Below are 22,397 nucleotides of genomic sequence, written 5' to 3'. Positions count from 1 at the left end.
GCGGGCTCCTGCGCCATGTATGCGAAAAGCCGCTGCGTGGGGACCCCATGAAGATCGCCTTCCAGATGGACCCGATCGGTCCGATCAACATCGACGCCGACAGCACCTTCCGCCTCGCCGAAGAGGCGCAGGCGCGCGGGCACGAACTGTTCTACTATCTTCCCGACCATCTCGCCTTCGAAGAGGGTCGGATCACCGCGCGGGGGCACGAGCTGAAGGTGCAGCGCGTGCCGGGCAACCATGCGATCCTCGGGCCCGCGCAGACGATCGACCTGGCGGATGTCGATGTCGTCTGGCTGCGGCAGGATCCGCCGTTCGACATGCATTACATCACCACCACCCACCTGCTGGAGCGTCTGGCGCCCGGCACGCTGGTGGTCAACGATCCGTTCTGGGTGCGCAACTCTCCCGAAAAGCTGCTGGTGCTCAACTTTCCCGAGCTCACCCCGCCCACCACCATCGCGCGGGATCTCGCGACGATCCGGGCTTTCAAGGCGCGCCACGGCGACATCATCCTCAAGCCGCTCTACGGCAACGGCGGGGCGGGCGTGTTCCGGCTGGACGAGACCGACCGCAACCTGTCCTCGCTCTACGAGCTGTTCACCGGGTTCAGCCGGGAGCCGCTGATCGTCCAGAAATACCTGCCCGCCGTCACCAAGGGCGACAAGCGGGTGATCCTGGTCGACGGCGAGCCGGTCGGCGCGATCAACCGGGTTCCCGCCGCGGGCGAGGTGCGGTCCAACATGCATGTGGGCGGCCGCCCGGAGAAGGTCGAGCTGACCGAGCGCGATCGCGAGATCTGCGCCGTGATCGGCCCGGTACTCAAGGAAAAGGGTCAGGTCTTTGTGGGCATCGACGTCATCGGCGACTGGCTGACCGAGATCAACGTGACCTCGCCCACCGGCATCCAGGAACTGGAGCGGTTCGACGGCATCAACGTGGCGGGCATGATCTGGGACGCGATCGAGGCCCGACGCGCATGACCGCGTGAGCTGGCAGCTTGCCACGCTCAACCTGATCCTGCGCCTCGGCGCCAAGCCCCGGCTGCGGCGCACGATGACCCCCGAGGCGGCGGAGCGGGATTTCGCCCGCTGCGCCCCCTTCGTGCTGCGTCGCCCCGCCAACCTGCGCCATCTGGTGCGCCCCGGCGGGCTGCACTGGATCAGCGCCGGGCCCTGCGCGCCGCGCCGGGTCATCCTCTACTTCCACGGTGGCGGCTATGTCACGGGCAGCCCGGCCTCGCACCAGGGGGTGATGGCGCGGCTGTCGCTGCTCTCGGGGGTCGAGGTCTGCGCGCCGGACTATCCGCTGGCCCAGCGTGCCCCGGCGCCGGCGCGTCTCGGCGCGGCGCTGGCGGCCCACGGGCGGCTGCTCGACCTCGGCTATGCGCCGGAGCAGATCGCGCTGGCGGGGGATTCCGCCGGGGGCGGGCTGGCGCTCTGCCTGCTTTCGGCGCTCTGCGGGGCGGGCAGGCCGCCGGCCGCGCTGGTCGCCTTTTCGCCCTGGACCGACCTTGCCGGCACGGGGGGGAGCCTTGCCTCCAACGCCGCGGCCGATCCGTTTCTGCCGGTGGAGCGCTTTGCCGACCTCGCCCGGATCGTCTGCGGCGGGCGCGATCCGCGCGACCCCGGGATTTCGCCGCTCTACGGCGCGTTTCCTGGCTGTCCGCCGGTGCTGCTCACCTATGCCCTGACCGAGATCCTGGCCGATGACGCCCGCCGCATGGCGGCGCGCCTGCGCAGCTTCGGCGGCGCGGTGACGGAGCAGACCGACCCCGCCGCCCCCCATGCCTGGCCGCTGTTCGACGGCTGGATCCCGGAGGCGCGGGCCACCCTGCGGCGGGCGGCGGCGTTCCTTCAGGAATCCTTCGCGCTCACCAGCCGGTAGCTCAGCGCCTCGGCCAGGTGGGGGCGCAGCACCCGGTCGGACCCGGCGAGGTCGGCAATGGTGCGCGCGACGCGCAGCACCCGGTGGTAGCCCCGCGCGGACAGGCCGAAGCGGTCGGCGGCACGGGACAGCAGGTCGCGCGAGTCCGGATCGAGCGCCGCGATCCGGTCGAGCACCGGGCCCTCGGCATCGGCATTGGTGCGCGCGTTCGGGTGGTCGGCGTAGCGCCGGGCCTGCAGCGCGCGCGCGGCGGCGACACGGGCGGCGACGGTGGCCGAGTCTTCGCCCGTCGCGGGCAGGTCGAGATCGGTGAAGGCGACGGGGGGCACCTCGACGCGCAGATCGAAGCGGTCCATCAGCGGGCCGGAGATGCGCGACAGGTAGTCCTCGCCGCAGGCCGGGGCACGGGAACAGGCGCGCGCGGGGTCCGAAAGGTAGCCGCATCTGCAGGGGTTCGCCGCCGCGATCAGCATGAACCGGCAGGGGTAGGTGACATGGGCATTGGCGCGGGCGACCATCACCTCTCCGGTCTCGACGGGCTGGCGCAGGGTTTCCAGCACCTGGCGGGGGAATTCGGGGAATTCGTCCATGAACAGCACGCCGTTGTGGGCGAGGCTGATCTCGCCGGGTTTGGCCCCCCGACCGCCGCCGACGATGGCGGGCATGGAGGCGGTGTGATGCGGGTCGCGGAAGGGCCGCGCGCGCGAGATGCCGCCCTGGTCCAGCAGCCCGGCGAGGGAGTGGATCATCGAGGTTTCCAGCGCCTCGGTGGCGGAAAGCGGCGGCAGAAGGCCGGGCAGGCGCGCGGCGAGCATGGATTTCCCCGAGCCCGGCGTGCCGACCAGCATCAGGTGGTGGCGCCCGGCCGCCGCGATTTCGAGCGCGCGCTTGGCCCTTTCCTGGCCCTTCACGTCGCGCAGGTCGCGGGCGGCGGGCGGGGCGACGACCTCGCCGGGTTCGCAGGCGGGCAGGGGGGCGGCGCCGGTGAAATGCCGCACCACCTCGCCGAGCGACGCCGGGGCGAGCACGCAGGCGTCCCCGACCCAGGCCGCTTCGGGCCCGGAGGCGCGCGGACAGATCAGGGTGCGCGCGGCTTCGGCGGCGGCGAGGGCCGCGGGCAGCGCACCGGCCACCGCCACCAACCCGCCGTCGAGCGACAGTTCCCCGAGCGAGGTGGTGCGGGCGACCTCGTCCCGCGGCAGGATCTCGAGCGCGGCGAGCAGGGCGAGCGCGATGGGCAGGTCGAAATGCGAGCCCTCCTTGGGCAGGTCGGCGGGCGAGAGGTTGACGGTGATGCGCTGCGAGGGCAGCGCGATGGCCATGCCGGTCAGCGCCGCGCGCACCCGTTCGCGGGCCTCCGAGACCGCCTTGTCCGGCAGGCCGACGATGGCAAAGCCGGGCACGCCGGGAGTCAGGGCGCATTGCACCTCGACCTCGCGCGCCTCGACGCCCTCGAAGGCGACCGTGTAGGATAGCGCGACCATGCCGCCCCCCGTCGTTTCCCGCCCGGTGCAGGGTGGCGCGATCATGGTTAGGGAATGGTTAACGCGCGCCGGGCGGCGGCGGCGGGCGGGCCGGGGCGTTCCGCTGTCGCGGCGGGGTCCGGGCGCGTTCTTTGGTCCGGTGCCTTGTTTGTCTCCGGGGGCGCGTCTACATCAACGCGCATGAAACGCTGGATCCCCTTCATGAAATCCGGGCCCGTGGTCTCGGTCGTGCGGCTGCAGGGCGCCATCGGCATGGGCGGGCGGTCGAGCCTGTCGGATACCTCGCTCCGGTCGCTGCTGGAGCGCGCCTTTACCCGCGGCAAGCCCGATGCCGTGGCGCTCGAGATCAATTCGCCCGGCGGCTCGCCGGTGCAGAGCTCGCTCATCGGTGCCCGCATCCGGCGGCTGTCGGAAGAGAACGAGGTGCCGGTCTTTGCCTTCGTCGAGGATGTCGCGGCCTCGGGCGGGTACTGGATCGCCTCGGCAGCGGACGAGATCTGGGCCGACCGGAGTTCGATCCTCGGTTCGATCGGGGTGATTTCCTCGGGCTTCGGGGCGCATGTGTTCCTGCAAAGGCAGGGGATCGAGCGTCGGGTGCACACGGCGGGCAATTCCAAGTCGATGCTGGACCCGTTCCGCCCCGAGAAGGAAGAGGATGTCGCGCGGCTGAACCGCCTGCTCGGGCAGTTGCACGAGACCTTCATCACCCAGGTGCGGGTGCGGCGCGGGGACAAGCTGAAGCAGGACCCCGACCTGTTCACCGGCGAGATCTGGGTGGGCGAGGCCGCGCAGCATGTCGGGCTGGCAGACGGCATCGGCCATCTGGTGCCGGTGATGAAGGAGCGCTTCGGCGACAAGGTGAAGTTCCGCCGTTACGAGGCGCGCCGCCGCCTGCTGCCGCGCCTGGGCCTCGCGCTGGCCGAAGACGCCCTGTCCACGATCGAGGAACGCGCGGCCTACGCGCGGTTCGGGCTCTGACGTGCTGGCCAAGATCGTCGCCCTCTTCCTGGTCGTGATCGCCGTGCTCGGGATCTTCGGAAAGCTGCGGGTTCCGGGGCAGGAGCGGCTGGCCGCGGCCAAGTGCAAGTCCTGCGGACGTTATCGCATCGGCAAGGGCCCGTGCCCCTGCGGACAGGGAAAGAGCTGAATGGTTTTCGCCTATGCCGCGCTGGGTCTGGTCATCCTGCTGCTGGCGGGGGACGCGCTGGTCAAGGGCGCGGTGAACCTGTCGCTGCGCATGGGCATTCCGGCGCTGATCGTGAGCCTGACCATCGTCGCCTTCGGCACCTCGGCGCCGGAGCTGCTGATCTCGATCCAGGCGGCGCTGGCGGGGGTGCCGGGCATCGCGCTGGGCAACGTGGTCGGCTCGAACACCGCCAACGTGCTGGCGGTGCTCGGGGTGCCCGCGCTGATCACCGTGATGCACACGAGCACCCATGACACCCGCAAGAGCTATGTCATCATGCTGGCCGCCACGGTGCTGTTCATCGGGCTCGCCATGCGCGGGGTCTTCGATGCGCTGAGCGCGGCGATCCTGCTGGGGGCGCTGGCGCTGATCCTGTGGGATTCGACCCGCGACGCGCTGCGCCACCGCCGCCAGGGCAAGGCGGCGCCGGAGGAGGACGCACCCGAAGGCGCCGATCCCGACATGCCGTGGTGGAAGATCGCGCTGTTCCTGGTGCTGGGCCTCGTCGGCCTGCCGCTGGGCGCCGACCTGCTGGTCGACAGCGCGACCGAGATCGCCACCATGTTCGGCGTGCCCGACACGGTGATCGGCCTGACGCTGGTCGCGCTGGGCACCTCGCTGCCCGAGCTGGCGACGACGGTGATGGCGGCGCTGCGCCGTCAGGCCGACGTGGCGCTGGGCAATGTCATCGGGTCCAACTTCTTCAACCTGCTGGCGATCATCGGCATTGCCGCGCTGATCAAGCCGATGCCGGTGGACCCGCAGTTCCTGCGGTTCGATCTCTGGGTGATGCTGGGGGCGTCGCTGCTGCTGGTGCCGTTCGTCTTCCTCAAGCAGGATCTCGGGCGGGTCTGGGGCGCGATCCTGTCGGCGCTCTATGTCACCTACATCGTCGTCGTGCTGGTCTGAGCCATGGCGGGGGCGGGCAGGGCACTGGTGACCGGAGCGGGCAGGCGGCTGGGCCGCGAGATGGCGCTCCATCTCGGGCGCAACGGCTTTGACGTGGCGGTGCATTACGCGGGATCGCGCGAGGCCGCCGAGGAGGTCGCCGCGCGCATCCGCGCCATGGGGCGCCGCGCCGCGCCGGTGCAGGCCGACCTGCTCGACGAGGGCGGGACCGGCGGGCTGGTGGCACGGGCCGCGGCGGCGCTGGGCGGGCCGCTGACGCTGCTGGTCAACAACGCCTCGATCTTCGAGAACGACAGTCTGGACGACGCCACGCAGGCGACGTGGGAGGCGCACATGGGGTCGAACCTGCGTGCGCCCTTCGTGCTGACGCAGGAGTTTGCCGCGCAGGTCCCCGAGCCGCTGCCCGACGCGCGGGGCGAACCGCTGGCGCAGGGGCTGGTGGTCAACATGATCGACCAGCGGGTGCGCAAGCTGACGCCGCAATTCATGACCTACACGCTGGCGAAATCCGCGCTCTGGACCTTTACCCGGACCTCGGCCATGGCGCTGGCGCCGAAGGTGCGGGTGAATGCGATCGGGCCGGGGCCGACGCTGCGGGGCGCGCGTCAGGACGAGGCGGATTTCGCCGCGCAGCGCGCCGCGACGATCCTGCAGCGCGGCGCCGACGTGGCGGACATCACCGGCGCGCTGGGCTATTTCATCGCCGCCCCGGCGGTCACCGGGCAATTGCTGTGCATCGACGGCGGACAGCATCTGGCATGGGATACACCCGACGTGCGTGGGCCCGAGTGACCTGACGCAGCGGCAAGTTGTGCACCGGTCACGGGACCGTTACGAACCCGTTACAAAATTCGTTTGAGTTCCAATGGTTTGCAGGCATAACGAAATTATATCGTTATTTATCAATGACTTATTTTATAGCATATTTTTTGGGCAAATCAGCGAAGTCAGCCGAAATCAACGAGAATTTCGCGACCCTGATATTCTGCCCTCAAGTTTATCCACAGAAACCGTGGATTGAATCCATGTTGATTCAGCCCGAAGAGCATTGCAGCCACCCCTTAAGAATCGGTTAATCTGAACGCGGACAGGATCGGGCAGGAATGGACGAGACAGGGCAGACGGAAACGGTGCGGCGCGGGCATGTCGTGATCCAGGATTATCTCAAGACGCTGGATTCCTCGCCCGGCGTCTACCGGATGCTGGATGCGCAGAGCCGGGTGCTCTACGTCGGCAAGGCGCGCAACCTGCGGGCGCGGGTGTCGAACTATGCGCGCCCCTCGGGGCATTCGCGGCGGATCGCGCGGATGATCGCGGACACCTCGTCGATGATGTTCCTCACCACCCGGACCGAGACCGAGGCGCTGCTGCTCGAACAGAACCTCATCAAGCAGCTCAAGCCCAAGTTCAACGTGCTGCTGCGCGACGACAAGTCCTTTCCCAACATCCAGGTGACGGACCACGCCTTTCCGCAGATCCGCAAGCATCGCGGCGCCAAGACCGAGAAGGGCGCCTACTACGGTCCCTTCGCCAGCGCCGGAGCGGTGAACCGGACGCTGAACCAGTTGCAGCGGGTGTTCCTGCTGCGCAACTGCACGGATTCCATGTTCGAGAGCCGGACCCGGCCCTGCCTGCTGCACCAGATCAAGCGCTGCAGCGCGCCCTGCGTCGGGCTGATCCCCGAGGCGGACTATGCCGAGAGCGTCGCCGATGCGCAGCGCTTTCTGTCGGGCAAGTCGACGCGGGTGCAGGGCGAGCTGGCGGAGCAGATGCAGGCGGCCTCGGACGCGATGGAGTTCGAGCGGGCGGCGGCCCTGCGCGACCGAATCCGCGCGCTGACGCAGGTGCAGTCGGTGCAGGGCATCAACCCGCAGGGCGTGGCCGAGGCGGATGTGATCGCGCTGCACATGGAGCACGGGCAGGCCTGCGTGCAGGTGTTTTTCATCCGGGCCAACCAGAACTGGGGCAACAAGGATTTCTACCCCCGCGTCGGCGAGGACGTGGACAGCGCCGAGGTGCTGGAGGCCTTTCTGGGCCAGTTCTACGACACCAAGGAGCCGCCGCGCCTGCTGTTGCTGTCGCACGAGATCGAAAGCCCGGACCTGATGTCCGAGGCGCTGAGCGGCAAGCTCGGCCGCAAGGTCGAGATCGCGGTGCCCAAGCGGGGCGAAAAGCTGGAGCTGGTCGAGGGCGCGGCGCGCAACGCGCGGGAATCGCTGGCCCGGCGCATGGCCGAGACGGCGACCCAGGCCAAGCTGCTGCGCGGACTGGCCGAGGCCTTTGCCCTCGACGCGCCGCCGCAGCGGATCGAGGTTTACGACAACTCGCACATCATGGGCACCAACGCGGTGGGCGCGATGATCGTGGCGGGGCCGGACGGGTTTCTCAAGAACCAGTACCGCAAGTTCAACATCAGGGGCGAGGAGCTGACCCCCGGCGACGATTTCGGCATGATGAAGGAGGTGCTGTCGCGCCGCTTCACCCGGCTGCTGAAGGACGACCCGGAGCGGAGCAAGGGGCTCTGGCCGGATCTGCTGCTGATCGACGGCGGGGCGGGGCAGGTCTCGGCGGTGGCGGAGATCATGCGCGAGCACGGGGTCGAGGACGTGCCGATGGTCGGGGTCGCCAAGGGCATCGACCGCGACGCGGGCAAGGAGGAATTCCACCGCGTCGGCAGCCGCCCCTTCGCGCTGCGCCACAACGACCCGGTGCTGTATTTCGTGCAGCGCCTGCGCGACGAGGCGCACCGCTTTGCCATCGGTACCCACCGCGCCAAGCGGGCGAAGTCGATGGCGGCCAACCCGCTCGACGAGGTGCCGGGCGTCGGTGCCGCGCGCAAACGGGCGCTGCTGGCGCATTTCGGCTCCGCCAAGGCGGTGGGCCGGGCCGACCTCGCGGACCTGCGCGCCGTCGACGGGGTGAGCGAGGCGCTGGCGGAGCGGATCTACGCGTTTTTCCACGAGCAGGGGTGACTTGTGCGTCCGCGCACCGAATGTGATCGGATTCAGCTATTTGTGCGCGGGCCCGGCGGGCGTATCTGGTATCTCGAAGGAGAACACAGATGAGCAAGGCACATCCCGACACGCGCATCGGTCACGTCCATCTCAAGGTGGCGGACCTGGACCGGGCGATCCGTTTCTATACCGAAGTCCTGGGCTTCGACGTCATGCAGCATTACGGGACGCAGGCGGCGTTCCTGTCGGCGGGCGGGTATCACCATCACGTCGGCCTGAATACCTGGGAAAGCAAGGACGGCGCCTGGCCGCCCCCGGGGGCCACGGGGCTGTACCACGTGGCGTTCCTCTATCCGCACCGGGCCGCGCTCGGCGCCGCGCTGAAGCGCGTGGTCGAGGCGGGTGTGGCGCTCGAGGGCGCGGCGGATCACGGGGTGAGCGAGGCGGTCTACCTGCGCGATCCCGACGGCAACGGCATCGAGCTCTACCGCGATCGCGATCCCGCGGACTGGCCGCGCGACGCCGGGGGCGAGCTGAAGATGGTGAACTCCCGGCTCGATCTCGAAGCGCTGCTGGCCGAGGCGGAATAGCCGGGGCGCCGGGGTGGACCTCCGGGCGCGGCAGCCCTAGGGTTGCCGCGCAAGACCGGAGGGCACCGACATGGCCGTGGGCAAGAACATCCGCACCTATTTCCAGGGAAGCTGGCACGACGGCGACCTTGCCGTGATGCGGGCGGCCGACCACGGGTCGTGGCTCGGCTCGACCGTGTTCGACGGCGCGCGCTGGGTCAACGGGCTGGCGCCGGACCTCTGGGCGCATTGCGCGCGGGTCAACCGCTCGGCCGAGGCGCTGATGATCACGCCGACGATCGCCACCGAGGACATGGTGCAGATCGTGATGGAGGGGCTGACGGCCTATCCGGCGGGGGCGGCGGTCTATATCCGGCCGATGTACTGGGCGATCGCGGGGGACGCGAGCGCCATCGTGCCCGCGCCCGAGGGCACCGGCTTTGCCATCTGCCTCGAAGAGATCCCGATGGCGCCCGCGGATGCCTCGACCACGCTGGGGCGGACGCGGTTCCGCCGGCCGGTGATCGAGGATGCGGTGGTCAATGCCAAGGCGGGGTGTCTCTATCCCAACAACGCCCGGATGCTGGCCGAGGTGAAGGCGCGCGGCTTCGGCAATGCGCTGGTGGCCGATGCCATGGGCAATGTCGCGGAGAGCGCCACGGCCAACGTCTTCATGGTGCGCGACGGGGTGGCCTTCACCCCCATCGCCAACGGCACCTTTCTTGCCGGGATCACCCGGGCGCGGCATCTGTCGAACATGCGGGCCGACGGCATCGAGGTGCACGAAGCCGTTCTGAGCTTTGACGACTTCGCGCAGGCGGACGAGGTGTTCCTGTCCGGCAACATGAACAAGGTCACGCCGGTGACCGGGTTCGAGGATGTCTCCTACCAGGTCGGCCCGGTGACGCGCCGCGTGCGCGAGCTGTACTGGGACTGGGCCGCCGGCGAAGGCTGAGTCCGGTCCGGCTGCACGGTTGCCAGCCTGCGCCGCTTGGCGCATGATCCCGCCCGAAGGAGAGCCGAGATGCGCAAGTTTCTTGTCGTTCTGGATGACAGCCGGGAATGCCTGAACGCCATGCGCTTTGCGGCCATGCGGGCCGCGCGCACGGGAGGCGGCGTGGCGATCCTGTCGATCATCGCGCCGGACGAGTTCAACCACTGGATCGGCGTCGGCGAGGTCATGCGCGAGGAGGCCCGCGAGCGCATCCATGCGCATTTCGAGGTCTTCGCCAAGTGGATGCGCGACCGCCAGGGGGTCGATCCGGAACTGGTGATCCGCGAGGGCGACACGGTGACGGAGATCCTCGCCCAGATCAGCGAGGACCCGGAGATCGGGGTGCTGGTGCTCGGCGCGGCCTCGGGGAAGAAGGGGCCGGGGCCGCTGGTCTCGATGATGAGCAAGTCGTCGGGCAGTCTGCCGATCCCGGTGACCATCGTGCCGGGCGACATCTCGAAGGAGCGGCTGGAAGGCATCACCTGACGCCCGGCGGCGGCGCCCGCGGCGGGGCGGGATTTGCGTATTTCGGACAAGAAGAAGCAGGGCGGCGGCGCGCCGTCCCCGCGCAGCTTTCCGGGCCGGGGGATGCGGCGGGAAGCAGTTTAGAACGGTTCCAATCCTTGACGCCCGGCGGGTGGAGGCGCATATAGGTAGCAACCCGGAGAAAGGGACCTCCCAGATGTTCATTCAGACCGAATCCACACCCAACCCCGCGACGCTGAAGTTCCTGCCCGGCCAGACCGTGCTGGACGCGGGCACCGCCGATTTCCCCAGCGCGGAGGGGGCGGCCAGCTCTCCCCTGGCGCAGCGGCTGTTCGCCGTGAAGGGCGTCTGCGGCGTGTTCTTCGGCAGCGATTTCGTGACCATCACCAAGGATGACGCGACCGACTGGGATCACGTGAAGCCCGCCGTGCTGGGCGCGATCATGGAGCATTTCCAGTCCGGCGAGCCTGTGATGGCGGGCGAGGCGGCCTCGGGTCATGCGGAGCATGACGGCGAGGACGGAGAGATCGTCAACCAGATCAAGGAGTTGCTCGATTCCCGCGTGCGGCCTGCCGTGGCGCAGGATGGTGGCGACATCACCTTCCATGGATTCGAGCGCGGCGTGGTCTACCTGCACATGCAGGGGGCCTGCGCGGGCTGCCCGTCCTCGACCCTGACGCTGAAGATGGGGATCGAGAACCTGCTGCGCCACTACATCCCCGAAGTGACCGAAGTGCGCCCCGTCGCCGTCTGAGCGAAGGCGCCGCCCCCCTATGGCCGACCTCACGATCCTTGCCTTCGACACATCGGCCGCGCATTGCGCGGCCGCTTTGCTGCGCGGACGGGAGGTTCTCGCGGTGCGGGCAGAGGAGATGGGCCGGGGCCAGGCGGAGCGGCTCGTGCCCCTGCTGGAGGAGATCCTGGCGGAGGCCGGGCTGGGCTGGGGCGATCTCGACCGCATCGGGGTCGGGGTCGGACCGGGGAATTTCACCGGCATCCGGATCTCGGTCGCCACGGCGCGCGGGCTTGCGCTGGGGCTCGGCGTGCCGGCGGTGGGGGTGGATACCTTTGCCGTCATCCATCGCGACGCGCCCGGTGCGCTGGCGGCGGTTCCGGCGCCGCGCGGGCGGGCCTATCTGAAGACACCGGGGGGCGCACCGCGCCTCGACGAGGCGGAGGCGGCGCAGTCCCCCGTCTGGCCGCCGGAGGCCGACGCGCTGGCGGTCGGCATCGCGCGGATCGCGGCGGAGGCGGTGCCCGGCGCGCGCCCGGCGCCGCTCTATGTCCGGCCCGCCGACGCGGCGCCGTCGCGGGATGCGCCGCCGGTGATCCTGTCGTGACACCCGCCGAACTGGCTGAGCTCGCCGGCCGGGCCTATCGCCACACGACTCCCTGGAGCGAGGCGGATTTCGCCGGGATGCTGGAACTGCCGGGGGTGGTGCTGACGGTGCGGGATGCGGCCTTCGTGCTGGGGCGGGTGGTGGTCGACGAGGCGGAGATCCTCGCCGTCGCCAGCGATCCCGCGACCCGGCGCCGGGGGGCCGCGCGCGCCGCCCTGGCCGCCTTCGAGCAGGAGGCGCGGGCGCGGGGCGCGGTTCGGGTGTTCCTGGAGGTGGCCGCCGCCAACGCGCCGGCGCGCGCCTTCTATGCCGCCTGCGGCTATTCCGGGACCGGGCGGCGCAGGGGCTACTACCACCTGGCCGACGGCACGCGCGACGATGCGCTGCTCATGAGCCGTGCTTTGACCTGAGGTCACGTCCCGCGTGCGCGCAACCCGTCGCGGCCCCTCGCAAAAAGCTGTTGACCCTCCCCGGTGCCAACGCCTTAATCAACCATGATCTGCATGGATCGTGCATGAGAAGCGGCCCCCACCGAGGCGCCGCCGTCCAACACCCGGGAGCAAGACATGACCCTCAAGACCCAATTCCTCGGCGCCGCCGCGATGCTGGCGCTCACCGCGGGCGCCGCGCTGGCCGATCCGGCGCTGATCTACGACCTCGGCGGCAAGTACGACAAGTCCTTCAACGAGGCGGCGTTCAACGGGGCGGAGGCCTTTGCCAAGGAGACCGGCGGCGCCTACAAGGACATCGAGCTTCAGTCCGAAGCCCAGCGCGAGCAGGCGCTGCGCCGGTTTGCCGAGGCCGGGTTCAACCCGGTGGTGACGACGGGCTTTTCCATGTCCTCGCCCATCGCCTCGGTCGCGGCGGATTACCCGGACACCAAGTTCGTGACCATCGACGGCTTCGTCGATCCGGGGGAGCATCCCAACGTCCTGTCGATCCTGTTCTCCGAGCACGAGGGCTCCTACCTCGTCGGGATGATGGCGGCGATGGCCTCCGAATCCGGCACCGTGGGTTTTGTCGGCGGCATGGACATCCCGCTGATCCGCAAGTTCGCCTGCGGCTATGCGCAGGGCGCGCTGGCGGTGAACCCGGATGCCAAGGTGATCTCGAACATGACCGGCACCACCCCGGCGGCCTGGAACGACCCGGTGAAGGGGTCGGAGCTGACCAAGGCGCAGATCTCGCAGGGCGCGGACGTGATCTATGCCGCCGCCGGCGGCACCGGGCTCGGCGTGCTGCAGACCGCGGCCGACGAGGGCATCCTGTCGATCGGCGTGGACAGCAACCAGAACTACCTGCACCCCGGCAAGGTCCTGACCTCGATGCTGAAGCGGGTCGACGTCGCGGTGAAGGAGTCGATGGAGCAGGGCGCCGACCTCAAGACCGGCGTCATGGTGCTGGGTCTGAACGAGAACGGCGTGGGCTATGCGGTGGACGACAACAACGCCGCGCTGGTGACGCCGGAAATGACGGCGGCGGTCGAGGATGCCAAGTCCAAGATCATCGCGGGCGAGATCGAGGTGCACGACTACTCCGCCGACGATACCTGCCCGGCGCTGAACTTCTGAACCCTCCCCACCGAGTGAAGGGGGCCGCGCGCGTCAGCGCCGCGGCCCCGTCCGTCAGGAGCCGGCCGATGCCAAACATTCGCGGCGCGATACTCGGAGGTGCCATCGGCCTGTCGGCCATCGCGGCCTCCGCCGAAACCATCCTTTTCGAGCATGACGACAGCGTGTTGATCGTGCGGGGCCGGGATGCGGGTGGCGATGCGCGCTACGAATTCCTGGCGAACGGCAAGGACCGCCTGCAATGTGTCGCGCTCGGACCGGACGGCGCGCCGCTGGCGGTGGAGGCCTCCTTTGCGGATGCCGGGTTCGTCCGGTTCGACGATCTCGCGATCTCCGCCATCGACCGCGTCATCTGCCGCCGTCAGGATTGAGGCCCGCCATGACCGACACCCCCGCCATCGAACTGCTGGGCATTTCCAAGGCCTTCGGCCCGGTGCAGGCCAACAGGGACATCTCGATCCGCGTCATGCCGGGCACGATCCACGGCATCATCGGCGAGAACGGCGCGGGCAAGTCGACGCTGATGTCGATCCTCTACGGTTTCTACAAGGCCGACGCGGGCGAGATCCGGGTCAACGGTGCGCGCAAGGACATCACCGACAGCCAGGCCGCCATCGCGGCCGGCATCGGCATGGTGTTCCAGCATTTCAAGCTGGTGCAGAATTTCACGGTGCTGGAAAACGTCATCCTCGGCGCCGAGGACGGGCCGCTGCTGCGCCCGTCGCTGGCGCGGGCGCGGGGCGAGCTGAAGGCGCTGGCCGAGGAATACGAACTGTCCGTCGATCCCGACCAGCTGATCGAGAACCTGAGCGTCGGGCACCAGCAGCGGGTCGAGATCCTCAAGGCGCTCTACCGCAAGGCCGATATCCTGATCCTCGACGAGCCGACCGGCGTGCTGACCCCGGCCGAGGCCGACCACCTGTTCCGCATCCTCGACAACCTCCGCAAGGAGGGCAAGACGATCATCCTCATCACCCACAAGCTGCGCGAGATCATGGAGATCACCGACACGGTGAGCGTGATGCGGCGCGGCGAGATGACCGCGACGGTCAGGACCGCCGAGACCTCGCCCGAGCAACTGGCCGAGCTGATGGTGGGCCGAAAGGTGCTGCTGCGCGTGGACAAGGCGCCCGCGACCCCGGGCGAGACCTTTCTGGAGGTCGAGAACCTGCGCCACACCGACCGCCACGGCGTCGAGCGGCTGAAGGGCATTTCGCTGACCGTGCGGGCGGGAGAGATCCTCGGCATCGCGGGGGTGGCGGGGAACGGCCAGTCCGAACTGCTCGAGGTGCTGGGCGGTTATGCCGATGCCACCGGCCGGGTGCTGGTGCGCGGGCAGGAGATCGACCTGACCGGCAAGCACTCCGACGGCCGCTCGCGGCGGGCGCGCGGCATCGCGCATGTGCCGGAGGACCGCCAGTCCGAGGGGCTCATCATGGCCTACACCGCCTGGGAGAACATCGTCTTCGGCTATCACCGCGATCCGAAGTACCAGACCGGCATCCTGATGAACAACGCCCGCATCCGCGAAGAGGCGGCGGACAAGATGACCCGCTACGACGTGCGCCCGCCGAACCCGATGCTGGCGGCGCGGAATTTCTCGGGCGGCAACCAGCAGAAGATCGTGCTGGCGCGCGAGATCGAGCGCGACCCGGACATCCTGCTGATCGGCCAGCCGACGCGCGGGGTGGACATCGGCGCGATCGAGTTCATCCACCAGGAAATCGTGCGGCTGCGCGACAAGGGCAAGGCGATCCTGCTGGTCTCGGTCGAACTGGACGAGATCTTTTCGCTCTCGGACCGCATCGCGGTGATGTTCGACGGCCGGATCATGGGCGAACGCCTGCCCTCGGAGACCGACCAGACCGAGCTGGGCCTGCTGATGGCGGGAGTGACGGAGCGGCCCGACCGCCCGCTGATCGAGGCGGTGGATGCCGCGCTCGAGGAAAAAGAGGCCCGGGAGGCCGAACAGCATGGATAAGATGCCCGCCTGGGCCGATGCGGTCCTCGTTCCGCTGATCTCGATCCTGCTGGCGGCGATCCTGTCGGCGCTGGTGATCCTGGCGATCGGGGAAAACCCGGTGGAGGCGTTCAAGCTGATGGTCGACGGGGCGCTGATGCGCTCGACCGGCTGGGGCTACACGCTCTATTACACGACGAATTTCATCTTCACCGGGCTCTGCGTCGCGGTCGCCTTCCATGCCAGCATGTTCAACATCGGCGGCGAGGGGCAGGCGATGATCGGCGGCCTCGGGGTGGCGCTGGTCTGCCTCTTCGTCCCCTTTCCGCACTGGAGCATCGCGCTGCTGGCGGCGATGGCCGCGGGGGCGGTGTTCGGCGCGGCCTGGGCGCTGATTCCGGCGTATCTGCAGGCGAAACGCGGCAGCCATATCGTCATCACAACGATCATGTTCAACTTCATCGCCGCGGCGGTGCTGAACTACGTCCTGGTGAACCTGCTGCGCCCGGTGGGCGCGATGGACCCGGCGACGGCGAACTTTCCCGCCGCGACGCATCTGCCGACCTTTCAGGACATGTTCGCCCCGGAGGGCAGCCCGATGTTCCGCGGCTCGCCAGCCAATGTCACCTTCTTCCTCGCGGTGCTGGCCTGCATCGGCTTCTGGTTCCTGATCTGGCGCACCAAGCTGGGCTACGAGATCCGCGCCTTCGGCTTTTCCGAGAGCGCGGCGAAATATGCCGGGATCTCGCCCGTGCGGATCACCATCATCGCGATGCTGATCTCGGGCGGGCTGGCGGGGTGCATGGCGCTCAACACCACCATGGGCGAGGCCGAGCGGCTGGTGCTGAACGCGACCGAGGGCGCGGGCTTCATTGGCATCGCGGTGGCGCTGATGGGGCGGTCGCATCCGGTCGGGGTGTTCCTGGCCGCGCTGCTGTTCGGGTTCCTCTACCAGGGCGGGGCCGAGCTGGCGCTCTGGACCAATATCCCGCGCGAGCTGATCACGGTCATCCAGGCGCTGGTGATCCTGTTCACCGGGGCGCTCGACAACATGGTGCGGATGCCGCTGGAAAAGCTGTTCCTGGCGATGCGCCGCAGCGGCCAGAGGGGCTGACATCATGGAGAGCCTGCTGCCCTTCCTGCCGAAATTCCTCGCGGCCTATGCGATCCTCGTGGTTGCGGCCAGCTCTCCGGGGCCGGCGGTGGCGCTGCTGCTGGGCGTGGCGAGCGGCCGCGGGCGGCGCGCTGCGCTGGTGGTCACGACGGGGATCGCGGCGGGCAGCGTCACCATCAACCTGCTGACGCTGCTCGGGCTGGGGCTGCTGCTGAGCCAGGTCGCCTGGGCGATGACGGCGATGCGGCTGATCGGGGCCGGGTATCTGGCCTGGCTGGCTGTGGGGGCCTTTCGCAAGGCGCTGAACCCGCCGGCGCTGATGGCGGCGCGGGATCTGCCCGCCTCGACCGGGCGATTGCTGGCCATGGGCTACCTGCTGCAGGTGACCAACCCCAAGGCCATCGTCTTCTGGCTGGCCATCGCCTCGGTCGGGGCGACCCACGGCGGCGGCGCGGGCATCGTGGCGCTGTTCGTGGCCGGGGCCTTTGCCATCTCGTTCCTGTGCCATGCCGCCTGGGCGCTGCTGCTGTCCTCGGGGCCGGTGCGGGCGGGCTATGCTCGGGCACGGCGCTGGGTCGAAGGCACGCTGGGCGTGTTCTTTGCCTTTGCCGCCTGGAAGATCGCAACCGCGAGAGGATGACCGATGGATCTTGATACGCTTCTCCAGGTGCTCGATTCCACCGTCCGGCTGGCGACGCCGCTGCTGCTGGCCTGCCTTGCCGGGCTGTTCAGCGAACGGTCCGGGATCTTCGACATCGGGCTCGAGGGCAAGATGCTGGCGGCGGCCTTCATGTCGGCGGCCGTCGCGGCGGTGACCGGGTCGGTCTGGCTGGGACTGCTCGCGGGAATCGCCGCCTCGCTGGTGATGAGCGCGATCCACGGCGTCGCGTCGATCACCTTTCGCGGCAACCAGCTGATTTCGGGCGTGGCGATCAACTTTCTGGCCTCGGGGATCACGGTGCTGATCGCGCAGGACTGGTTCGGGCAGGGCGGGCGGACGCCGTCGCTCATGGGCGCGGGCCGGTTCGATGCGATCACGCTGCCCTTTGCCGAGGCGCTGCGCGGCGTGCCGGTGCTGGGGCCGGTCTATGCCGAGCTGATCTCGGGGCATTCGATCCTGGTCTACGTGGCCTTCCTGATGGTGCCGCTGACCTGGTTCATCCTGTTCCGCACCCGCTTCGGCCTGCGCCTGCGTGCCGTGGGCGAGGCCCCCGAGGCGGTGGACACGGCGGGGGTGTCGGTGATCGGGCTGCGCTTTGCCGCCGTGGGCATCTGCGGGCTGCTCTGCGGGCTGGCGGGGGCCTACCTCGCCACGGGTCTGCAGGCCGGGTTCGTGCGGGAAATGACCGCGGGGCGGGGCTATATCGCGCTGGCGGCGCTGATCTTTTCCAAGTGGCGGCCGGTCTATGCGCTGTGGTCCTGCCTGCTGTTCGGCCTGCTGCAGGCCGTGGCGCTGCGCTACCAGAACATCGACCTCGGCGGCATCACCATCCCGGTGCAGGTGATGGATGCGCTGCCCTACATCCTGACGGTGGTCATCCTCGCGGGCTTCGTGGGCAAGGCGATTCCGCCGCGCGCCGGGGGCGAACCCTATGTCAAGGAGCGCTAGCCTGCCGTAACGGCAGGCGAATGCGCCGGGGCGCGCACAATCGCAGAGGATTGAAGTGCTTTGTTAACCAGATTTCACTGATTCTGGTCTACCCTTGCCGACAACGACCCGGAAACAGCCGGGCATATCGGGAGGAGACCGACCATGCTGACGAACGGCACGACCACGCTCGACCCACGACATTCCGACAGCAACCGCATCCACGGCGTGACCCTGTCCGGCCCGCACCAGCTGGCCTGGACCTGCCAGCGCCGGATCCGCGTCGATTGCAGGAAGCTCGCGCGCATGGCGGGGGCGGATTTCCCCGCGGTGCGCTGCATGCAGGCGCTGGGTGCCGACCATGCCGAGGTGCTGAAGCCCGCGCCGATCCATGACATGGAGGCGTTCCGCGCCGAGGTGGTGGACCTGCTCGAAACCGCGCACGGGCGCGACCCGGCGTTCCGCAGCGCCCGGGAACAGCATCGGGTCGAGGTCATGCGCCCCGGGGATTTCCCCGACCTCGGATACCAGGAGCCGCTGTCGGTGGCGATCTACGTCAAGGGGATCTGCATGGGGGTCTGGGACGGTCAGGCGCGGACGCGGCCCTTCAACCACATGCTGAAACAGGCGATCGAGGCGACCGGTACCATGCAGGTGTTCGGGTCCCACGAGGGCCACGGCTTCTACGCCTTCTGGCCGGATGCCCGGCTGCGCGCGGCGGGCTGACCCCCGCCGGGGCCGCAGCGTCGCGCGCCGGGCAAGGGGGGCGATCCTTCGGTGACGGATCGCGGCCCCCGCGCGGCGCGCCCAAGGCTTGCCCGGTGCGGGCAAAACCGCAACGCCGGGCGCGGCCCGCGTGCCGCGGTGAGTTGCCAAAGTCCCGAGTCCCGCGCAAAGTCGGCGCATGCAGATCTACCTCCCCATCGCCGAGGTTTCGGTCAATGTCTTCCTGCTGTTCGGGGTGGGCGGGATCGTGGGCATCCTGTCGGGAATGTTCGGCGTCGGCGGCGGCTTTCTCATCACGCCGCTGCTGTTCTTCATGGGCATTCCGCCGGCCGTCGCGGTGGCCACCGGCGCCAACCAGATCGTGGCAAGCTCGGTCTCGGCGGTGCTGGCGCATCTCAAGCGCAAGACGGTCGATCTGCGCATGGGCGGGGTGCTGCTGGCCGGGGGCCTCGTCGGTTCCGCGCTGGGGGTCTGGGTCTTCAACCTGCTGAAATCCGTGGGCCAGGTCGATCTGCTGGTGCGGATCTGCTACGTCGTCTTTCTCGGGGTCATCGGCGGGCTGATGTTCGTCGAGAGCCTGCGCGCCCTGACCCGCTCCCGCAGGGGCGGCGCGCCCAAGCGGCGCCACCACGGCTGGGTCCACGGCCTGCCGTTCAAGGTCCGCTTCCGCACCTCGGGTCTCTACATCTCGGCCATCCCGCCGCTGATGGTCGGGGCCAGCGTCGGCGTGCTCGCGGCGGTCATGGGGGTCGGGGGCGGCTTCATCATGGTGCCGGCGATGATCTATCTGCTCGGCATGCCGACCAAGGTGGTGATCGGCACCTCGCTGTTCCAGATCATCTTCGTGACCGCCTTCACGACCCTGCTTCACGCCACCACCAACCACACCGTCGACGTGCTGCTGGCCCTGGTCCTGCTGATCGGCGGCGTGATCGGCGCGCAGATCGGCACCGCCTTCGGCACCCGGCTCAAGGCGGAACAACTGCGCATCCTGCTTGCCTCGCTGGTGCTGCTGGTCTGCGGCAAGATCGCCTGGGATCTCTTTGCCACGCCGCTCGACCTCTACGAACTGGGGGCGCCATGATCCGCGCGGCGCTCTTCCTTCTCCTTGCGCTCTCGGGCGCGCCGGCGGTCGCCGAAGAGGTGGTGATGGGGCTGAGCAAGTCCAGCGTTTCCATCTCGACGGATTTCGACGGCTCGGAAATCCTGATCTTCGGCGCGGTCAAGCGCGAGGTCGCGATCCGCCCGGACCCGCCGTTGCAGGTCATCGTCACGGTGGAGGGCCCGAAAGAGCCGGTCACCGTCTGGCGCAAGGCGCGACGTCTGGGGATCTGGGTCAACTCCGAAGCGGTCGAGGTCGATTCCGCCCCGACCTTCTATGCCGTCGCCACCAGCGCCCCGCTCGGGGAGGTGCTGTCCGAGGTCGAGGACCTGCGGCACGACATCTCGATCCCGCGCGCCATCCGTTCGGTCGGGGCGCCGATGACGATTCTCGATTCCCAGAGCTTCACCAACGCGCTCATCCGCATCCGCGAACGCGCGGGGCTGTACCATCTCGACGAGGGCGCGGTGCAACTGCGGGAATCGACGCTGTTCGACACCGCCATCGCCATGCCCGCCAACATCACCGAAGGACTGTACATGACGCGCGTCTTCCTCACCCGCGGCGGCAAGGTGGTGGCCAGCCATTCCACCGAGATCGACGTCCGCAAGGTCGGGCTGGAACGCTGGCTCTACAACCTGTCGCGGTCGCAGCCGCTGATCTACGGGCTGATGTCCATCGCGATCGCCGTGCTGGCGGGCTGGGGGGCTTCTGCCGCGTTCCGGGCGCTGAAATCGGGATGAGCCGCACGCCCCCCTCCCGCCGCGCCGACTTTGCCGCCTTCCGGTCGCTGACCACGCGCTGGAAGGACAACGACGCCTACGGCCACATCAACAACGCCAGTTACTACTCCTTCATCGACACCGCGATCACGCTCTGGCAGATCGAGTCCGGGATGGACATTTCCGGCCCCGGCGGGCTGCGGTTCGTGGCGGCGGCGAGCGGCTGCACCTATTTCGAGGAGGCGCGGTTTCCCGATGTCCTGCACCTCGGGGTGCGGGTGAGCCGGATCGGAAGCAGCTCGGTCCGCTACGAGGTCGGCGTCTTCCGCAACGACGACGACCGCGCCTGCACGGAGGGATTCTTCGTGCATGTCTGCGTCGACGAGGCGATGCGCCCGCTGCCGATCCCGGACCCGGCCCGCGCGGCCTTTGAAAGCCTGCTGCACCCCTCCGGCGGCGCCGGTTCGCCGGATCCCGCCGGACCGGTTTGACGGCGGCGCGGGGATGGCGATGATGGGGGCAAAGGAGGCCCCCATGCTGCCTGTCGATCCTGCCCGCTTTCTCGACGATCTGAACGACCTGCGCCGGTTCGGTGCCTCGGGGGTCGGCAAGGGGGTGAGCCGCCCCGCCTTCACCGAACCCGACATCGCCGCGCGCGACTGGCTTGCCTCGCGCATGGCCGAGGCCGGGCTGACGCCGCATTTCGATCCGGTCGGTTCGCTCTTCGGTCTGGCCGAGGGGCGCTCGCTGCTCATGGGATCGCATTCCGACAGCCAGCCCGAGGGCGGCTGGCTCGACGGTGCGCTGGGGGTGATCGCGGCGCTGGAAGTGGCCCGCGCCGCGCGCGAGGCGGGCGGGCCGCCGGTCTCGGTCGTCAGTTTCGAGGACGAGGAGGGCCGGTTCGGCGTCACCACCGGGTCCTCGGTCTGGGCGGGGAACCAGACGCTCGAAGGCGCCGACGCGCTGGTCGATCCCGCGGGCCATCGCTTTGCCGACATGCGCGCGGCCTTCGGGGACCGGCGGGGCGATTTCGTCGATCCGACCCGCTTTTCCGGCTTTGTCGAGATGCATATCGAACAGGGGCCGGTGCTCGATTCCACCGGCGGGACGCTGGGGGTCGTGGAGGCGATCGTCGGCATCCGCGACATGCACATGAGCTTCGGCGGCCAGCAGAACCACGCGGGCACCACCCCGATGGCCCTGCGCAAGGATGCCTTTCAGGCCCTCGCCGCGTTCAACGGCCTGCTGCAGGAGCGCTTTGCCAACGTGGTCGCGCCCTCGACCGTCTGGACCATCGGCCATGTCGCGCTGCATCCGAACGCGGCCTCCATCGTGCCGGGGCGGGTGCGGTTCTCGATGCAGTGGCGCGACGGCGATACCGACCGGCTGGCGCGGATGGAAGAGATCATCCGGCGCACGGCGGAGGAGGTGGCGGCGGCGCGCGGCATGACGCTGGACTTCGGCCCGATGCTGGGGCTCGACCCGGTGACCATGGATGCGGGGCTGCGCGGCGCGCTGGAACGCGCGGCCGAGGCCGAGGCGCCCGGCGCCTGGCGGGTCATGCCTTCCGGCGCCCTGCATGACAGCACCAACGTGGCCCGGCTGATGCCGGTGGCGATGCTCTTCGTGCCCTCCATCGGCGGGATCAGCCACGATTTCGCCGAGGATACCGCCGAGGCGGACCTGGTGAGCGGCCTCAACTGCCTTGCCCGCGCCGTCGCCGCGCTGGACTGAGCCCGCGCGCCCGCGCCCGCGCCCGGTGGGCCGGGGCCGGGGCGTCATTTCGTTTGGGAAATCCCCTCGGG

25 protein-coding genes are annotated in these 22,397 nt (G+C 69.2%); 24 read left to right on the top strand and 1 reads right to left on the bottom strand.

Annotated elements, in window-relative coordinates:
• Positions 1-47: 47 nt before the first annotated feature.
• Together gshB and ACN0RJ_RS04505 are read left to right on the top strand one after the other, a co-directional pair.
• Positions 48-983 (top strand): glutathione synthase, encoded by a 936-nt coding sequence (gshB, locus tag ACN0RJ_RS04510; protein ID WP_417723530.1) that lies wholly within the window; start codon positions 48-50, stop codon positions 981-983.
• A gap of 4 nt (positions 984-987) precedes the next feature.
• Positions 988-1,887, top strand: coding sequence for an alpha/beta hydrolase fold domain-containing protein (locus ACN0RJ_RS04505; RefSeq protein ID WP_417719447.1), 900 nt, complete (start codon positions 988-990; stop codon positions 1,885-1,887).
• Here ACN0RJ_RS04505 and ACN0RJ_RS04500 read toward each other — a convergent pair.
• The gene (locus tag ACN0RJ_RS04500) at positions 1,857-3,371 is read right to left on the bottom strand and encodes a YifB family Mg chelatase-like AAA ATPase (RefSeq protein ID WP_417723762.1); all 1,515 of its coding nucleotides are present in this window, start codon (positions 3,369-3,371) and stop codon (positions 1,857-1,859) included. The two genes, ACN0RJ_RS04505 and ACN0RJ_RS04500, sit on opposite strands and share 31 nt — an antisense overlap.
• A 180-nt stretch (positions 3,372-3,551) precedes the next feature.
• On the opposite strand from ACN0RJ_RS04500, the gene ACN0RJ_RS04495 reads away from it, so the two are divergent.
• From ACN0RJ_RS04495 to ACN0RJ_RS04390, 22 genes are all read left to right on the top strand, one after another.
• Positions 3,552-4,349 (top strand): S49 family peptidase, encoded by a 798-nt coding sequence (locus tag ACN0RJ_RS04495; RefSeq protein ID WP_417723529.1) that lies wholly within the window; start codon positions 3,552-3,554, stop codon positions 4,347-4,349.
• 1 nt (position 4,350) lies between these two features.
• On the top strand, positions 4,351-4,518 hold the full coding sequence (locus tag ACN0RJ_RS04490) for a hypothetical protein (protein WP_417719444.1): 168 nt from the start codon (positions 4,351-4,353) through the stop codon (positions 4,516-4,518).
• Positions 4,519-5,466 (top strand): calcium/sodium antiporter, encoded by a 948-nt coding sequence (locus ACN0RJ_RS04485; RefSeq protein WP_417719443.1) that lies wholly within the window; start codon positions 4,519-4,521, stop codon positions 5,464-5,466. It begins immediately after the preceding gene.
• Positions 5,467-5,469: 3 nt separating this feature from the next.
• Positions 5,470-6,258, top strand: coding sequence for an SDR family oxidoreductase (locus ACN0RJ_RS04480; protein ID WP_417723528.1), 789 nt, complete (start codon positions 5,470-5,472; stop codon positions 6,256-6,258).
• 311 nt (positions 6,259-6,569) lie between these two features.
• Positions 6,570-8,438 (top strand): excinuclease ABC subunit UvrC, encoded by a 1,869-nt coding sequence (gene uvrC / locus ACN0RJ_RS04475; RefSeq protein ID WP_417719441.1) that lies wholly within the window; start codon positions 6,570-6,572, stop codon positions 8,436-8,438.
• A gap of 89 nt (positions 8,439-8,527) precedes the next feature.
• Positions 8,528-9,010, top strand: a complete 483-nt coding sequence (locus ACN0RJ_RS04470) for a VOC family protein (RefSeq protein WP_417723527.1) — start codon at positions 8,528-8,530, stop codon at positions 9,008-9,010.
• A gap of 70 nt (positions 9,011-9,080) precedes the next feature.
• Complete coding sequence (locus tag ACN0RJ_RS04465; protein ID WP_417719439.1) at positions 9,081-9,944, top strand: branched-chain amino acid aminotransferase; 864 nt, start codon at positions 9,081-9,083, stop codon at positions 9,942-9,944.
• A 69-nt stretch (positions 9,945-10,013) separates the two neighbouring features.
• Entirely contained in the window at positions 10,014-10,469 is a 456-nt protein-coding gene (locus ACN0RJ_RS04460) for a universal stress protein (protein ID WP_417719438.1), read from the top strand.
• A gap of 196 nt (positions 10,470-10,665) precedes the next feature.
• Positions 10,666-11,223 carry a NifU family protein gene (locus ACN0RJ_RS04455; protein WP_417719437.1) on the top strand — a complete coding sequence of 186 codons (558 nt, stop codon included), beginning with the start codon at positions 10,666-10,668 and terminating at the stop codon, positions 11,221-11,223.
• A gap of 19 nt (positions 11,224-11,242) precedes the next feature.
• Complete coding sequence (tsaB, locus tag ACN0RJ_RS04450; RefSeq protein ID WP_417719436.1) at positions 11,243-11,809, top strand: tRNA (adenosine(37)-N6)-threonylcarbamoyltransferase complex dimerization subunit type 1 TsaB; 567 nt, start codon at positions 11,243-11,245, stop codon at positions 11,807-11,809.
• Positions 11,806-12,219, top strand: a complete 414-nt coding sequence (locus ACN0RJ_RS04445) for a GNAT family N-acetyltransferase (protein ID WP_417719435.1) — start codon at positions 11,806-11,808, stop codon at positions 12,217-12,219. Before tsaB ends, ACN0RJ_RS04445 begins: the two co-directional genes overlap by 4 nt.
• A 156-nt stretch (positions 12,220-12,375) precedes the next feature.
• Positions 12,376-13,380 carry a BMP family lipoprotein gene (locus ACN0RJ_RS04440; RefSeq protein ID WP_417719434.1) on the top strand — a complete coding sequence of 335 codons (1,005 nt, stop codon included), beginning with the start codon at positions 12,376-12,378 and terminating at the stop codon, positions 13,378-13,380.
• A 68-nt stretch (positions 13,381-13,448) separates the two neighbouring features.
• Positions 13,449-13,751, top strand: a complete 303-nt coding sequence (locus ACN0RJ_RS04435; RefSeq protein ID WP_417719433.1) for a hypothetical protein — start codon at positions 13,449-13,451, stop codon at positions 13,749-13,751.
• Positions 13,752-13,759: 8 nt separating this feature from the next.
• A complete protein-coding gene (locus ACN0RJ_RS04430; protein ID WP_417723526.1) occupies positions 13,760-15,361 on the top strand; it encodes an ABC transporter ATP-binding protein in 1,602 nt (533 codons plus the stop codon).
• Positions 15,354-16,454 (top strand): ABC transporter permease, encoded by a 1,101-nt coding sequence (locus ACN0RJ_RS04425; protein WP_417719431.1) that lies wholly within the window; start codon positions 15,354-15,356, stop codon positions 16,452-16,454. Before ACN0RJ_RS04430 ends, ACN0RJ_RS04425 begins: the two co-directional genes overlap by 8 nt.
• A gap of 4 nt (positions 16,455-16,458) precedes the next feature.
• Positions 16,459-17,094, top strand: coding sequence for a LysE family translocator (locus ACN0RJ_RS04420; protein WP_417719430.1), 636 nt, complete (start codon positions 16,459-16,461; stop codon positions 17,092-17,094).
• Between the two features lie 3 nt (positions 17,095-17,097).
• Positions 17,098-18,063 (top strand): ABC transporter permease, encoded by a 966-nt coding sequence (locus ACN0RJ_RS04415; RefSeq protein ID WP_417723525.1) that lies wholly within the window; start codon positions 17,098-17,100, stop codon positions 18,061-18,063.
• A gap of 144 nt (positions 18,064-18,207) precedes the next feature.
• Complete coding sequence (locus tag ACN0RJ_RS04410) at positions 18,208-18,768, top strand: hypothetical protein (RefSeq protein WP_417719428.1); 561 nt, start codon at positions 18,208-18,210, stop codon at positions 18,766-18,768.
• A 178-nt stretch (positions 18,769-18,946) separates the two neighbouring features.
• On the top strand, positions 18,947-19,852 hold the full coding sequence (locus tag ACN0RJ_RS04405) for a sulfite exporter TauE/SafE family protein (RefSeq protein WP_417723524.1): 906 nt from the start codon (positions 18,947-18,949) through the stop codon (positions 19,850-19,852).
• The gene (locus ACN0RJ_RS04400; RefSeq protein WP_417723523.1) at positions 19,849-20,613 is read left to right on the top strand and encodes a TIGR02186 family protein; all 765 of its coding nucleotides are present in this window, start codon (positions 19,849-19,851) and stop codon (positions 20,611-20,613) included. The genes ACN0RJ_RS04405 and ACN0RJ_RS04400 overlap by 4 nt, the downstream gene beginning before the upstream one ends.
• A complete protein-coding gene (locus ACN0RJ_RS04395) occupies positions 20,610-21,083 on the top strand; it encodes an acyl-CoA thioesterase (RefSeq protein ID WP_417723522.1) in 474 nt (157 codons plus the stop codon). The genes ACN0RJ_RS04400 and ACN0RJ_RS04395 overlap by 4 nt, the downstream gene beginning before the upstream one ends.
• A gap of 43 nt (positions 21,084-21,126) precedes the next feature.
• The gene (locus ACN0RJ_RS04390) at positions 21,127-22,326 is read left to right on the top strand and encodes a hydantoinase/carbamoylase family amidase (protein ID WP_417723521.1); all 1,200 of its coding nucleotides are present in this window, start codon (positions 21,127-21,129) and stop codon (positions 22,324-22,326) included.
• The last annotated feature ends 71 nt before the right edge of the window (positions 22,327-22,397 follow it).

This window comes from Salipiger sp. (assembly GCF_048261495.1).
Classification (GTDB): domain Bacteria; phylum Pseudomonadota; class Alphaproteobacteria; order Rhodobacterales; family Rhodobacteraceae; genus Salipiger.
The sequence above is the reverse complement of the archived record's forward strand: the minus strand, read 5'-3'. Positions and strand labels throughout refer to the sequence as shown.

Excerpts from the sequence above, each read along its gene's own strand:
- gshB (WP_417723530.1), top strand. The coding sequence starts at position 48 with ATGAAGATCGCCTTCCAGATGGACCCGATCGGTCCGATCAACATCGAC.
- ACN0RJ_RS04500 (WP_417723762.1), bottom strand. The coding sequence starts at position 3,371 with ATGGTCGCGCTATCCTACACGGTCGCCTTCGAGGGCGTCGAGGCGCGC.
- ACN0RJ_RS04495 (WP_417723529.1), top strand. The coding sequence starts at position 3,552 with ATGAAACGCTGGATCCCCTTCATGAAATCCGGGCCCGTGGTCTCGGTC.
- ACN0RJ_RS04485 (WP_417719443.1), top strand. The coding sequence starts at position 4,519 with ATGGTTTTCGCCTATGCCGCGCTGGGTCTGGTCATCCTGCTGCTGGCG.
- ACN0RJ_RS04480 (WP_417723528.1), top strand. The coding sequence starts at position 5,470 with ATGGCGGGGGCGGGCAGGGCACTGGTGACCGGAGCGGGCAGGCGGCTG.
- uvrC (WP_417719441.1), top strand. The coding sequence starts at position 6,570 with ATGGACGAGACAGGGCAGACGGAAACGGTGCGGCGCGGGCATGTCGTG.
- ACN0RJ_RS04470 (WP_417723527.1), top strand. The coding sequence starts at position 8,528 with ATGAGCAAGGCACATCCCGACACGCGCATCGGTCACGTCCATCTCAAG.
- ACN0RJ_RS04465 (WP_417719439.1), top strand. The coding sequence starts at position 9,081 with ATGGCCGTGGGCAAGAACATCCGCACCTATTTCCAGGGAAGCTGGCAC.
- ACN0RJ_RS04460 (WP_417719438.1), top strand. The coding sequence starts at position 10,014 with ATGCGCAAGTTTCTTGTCGTTCTGGATGACAGCCGGGAATGCCTGAAC.
- ACN0RJ_RS04455 (WP_417719437.1), top strand. The coding sequence starts at position 10,666 with ATGTTCATTCAGACCGAATCCACACCCAACCCCGCGACGCTGAAGTTC.
- tsaB (WP_417719436.1), top strand. The coding sequence starts at position 11,243 with ATGGCCGACCTCACGATCCTTGCCTTCGACACATCGGCCGCGCATTGC.
- ACN0RJ_RS04440 (WP_417719434.1), top strand. The coding sequence starts at position 12,376 with ATGACCCTCAAGACCCAATTCCTCGGCGCCGCCGCGATGCTGGCGCTC.
- ACN0RJ_RS04435 (WP_417719433.1), top strand. The coding sequence starts at position 13,449 with ATGCCAAACATTCGCGGCGCGATACTCGGAGGTGCCATCGGCCTGTCG.
- ACN0RJ_RS04430 (WP_417723526.1), top strand. The coding sequence starts at position 13,760 with ATGACCGACACCCCCGCCATCGAACTGCTGGGCATTTCCAAGGCCTTC.
- ACN0RJ_RS04425 (WP_417719431.1), top strand. The coding sequence starts at position 15,354 with ATGGATAAGATGCCCGCCTGGGCCGATGCGGTCCTCGTTCCGCTGATC.
- ACN0RJ_RS04420 (WP_417719430.1), top strand. The coding sequence starts at position 16,459 with ATGGAGAGCCTGCTGCCCTTCCTGCCGAAATTCCTCGCGGCCTATGCG.
- ACN0RJ_RS04415 (WP_417723525.1), top strand. The coding sequence starts at position 17,098 with ATGGATCTTGATACGCTTCTCCAGGTGCTCGATTCCACCGTCCGGCTG.
- ACN0RJ_RS04410 (WP_417719428.1), top strand. The coding sequence starts at position 18,208 with ATGCTGACGAACGGCACGACCACGCTCGACCCACGACATTCCGACAGC.
- ACN0RJ_RS04405 (WP_417723524.1), top strand. The coding sequence starts at position 18,947 with ATGCAGATCTACCTCCCCATCGCCGAGGTTTCGGTCAATGTCTTCCTG.
- ACN0RJ_RS04400 (WP_417723523.1), top strand. The coding sequence starts at position 19,849 with ATGATCCGCGCGGCGCTCTTCCTTCTCCTTGCGCTCTCGGGCGCGCCG.
- ACN0RJ_RS04395 (WP_417723522.1), top strand. The coding sequence starts at position 20,610 with ATGAGCCGCACGCCCCCCTCCCGCCGCGCCGACTTTGCCGCCTTCCGG.
- ACN0RJ_RS04390 (WP_417723521.1), top strand. The coding sequence starts at position 21,127 with ATGCTGCCTGTCGATCCTGCCCGCTTTCTCGACGATCTGAACGACCTG.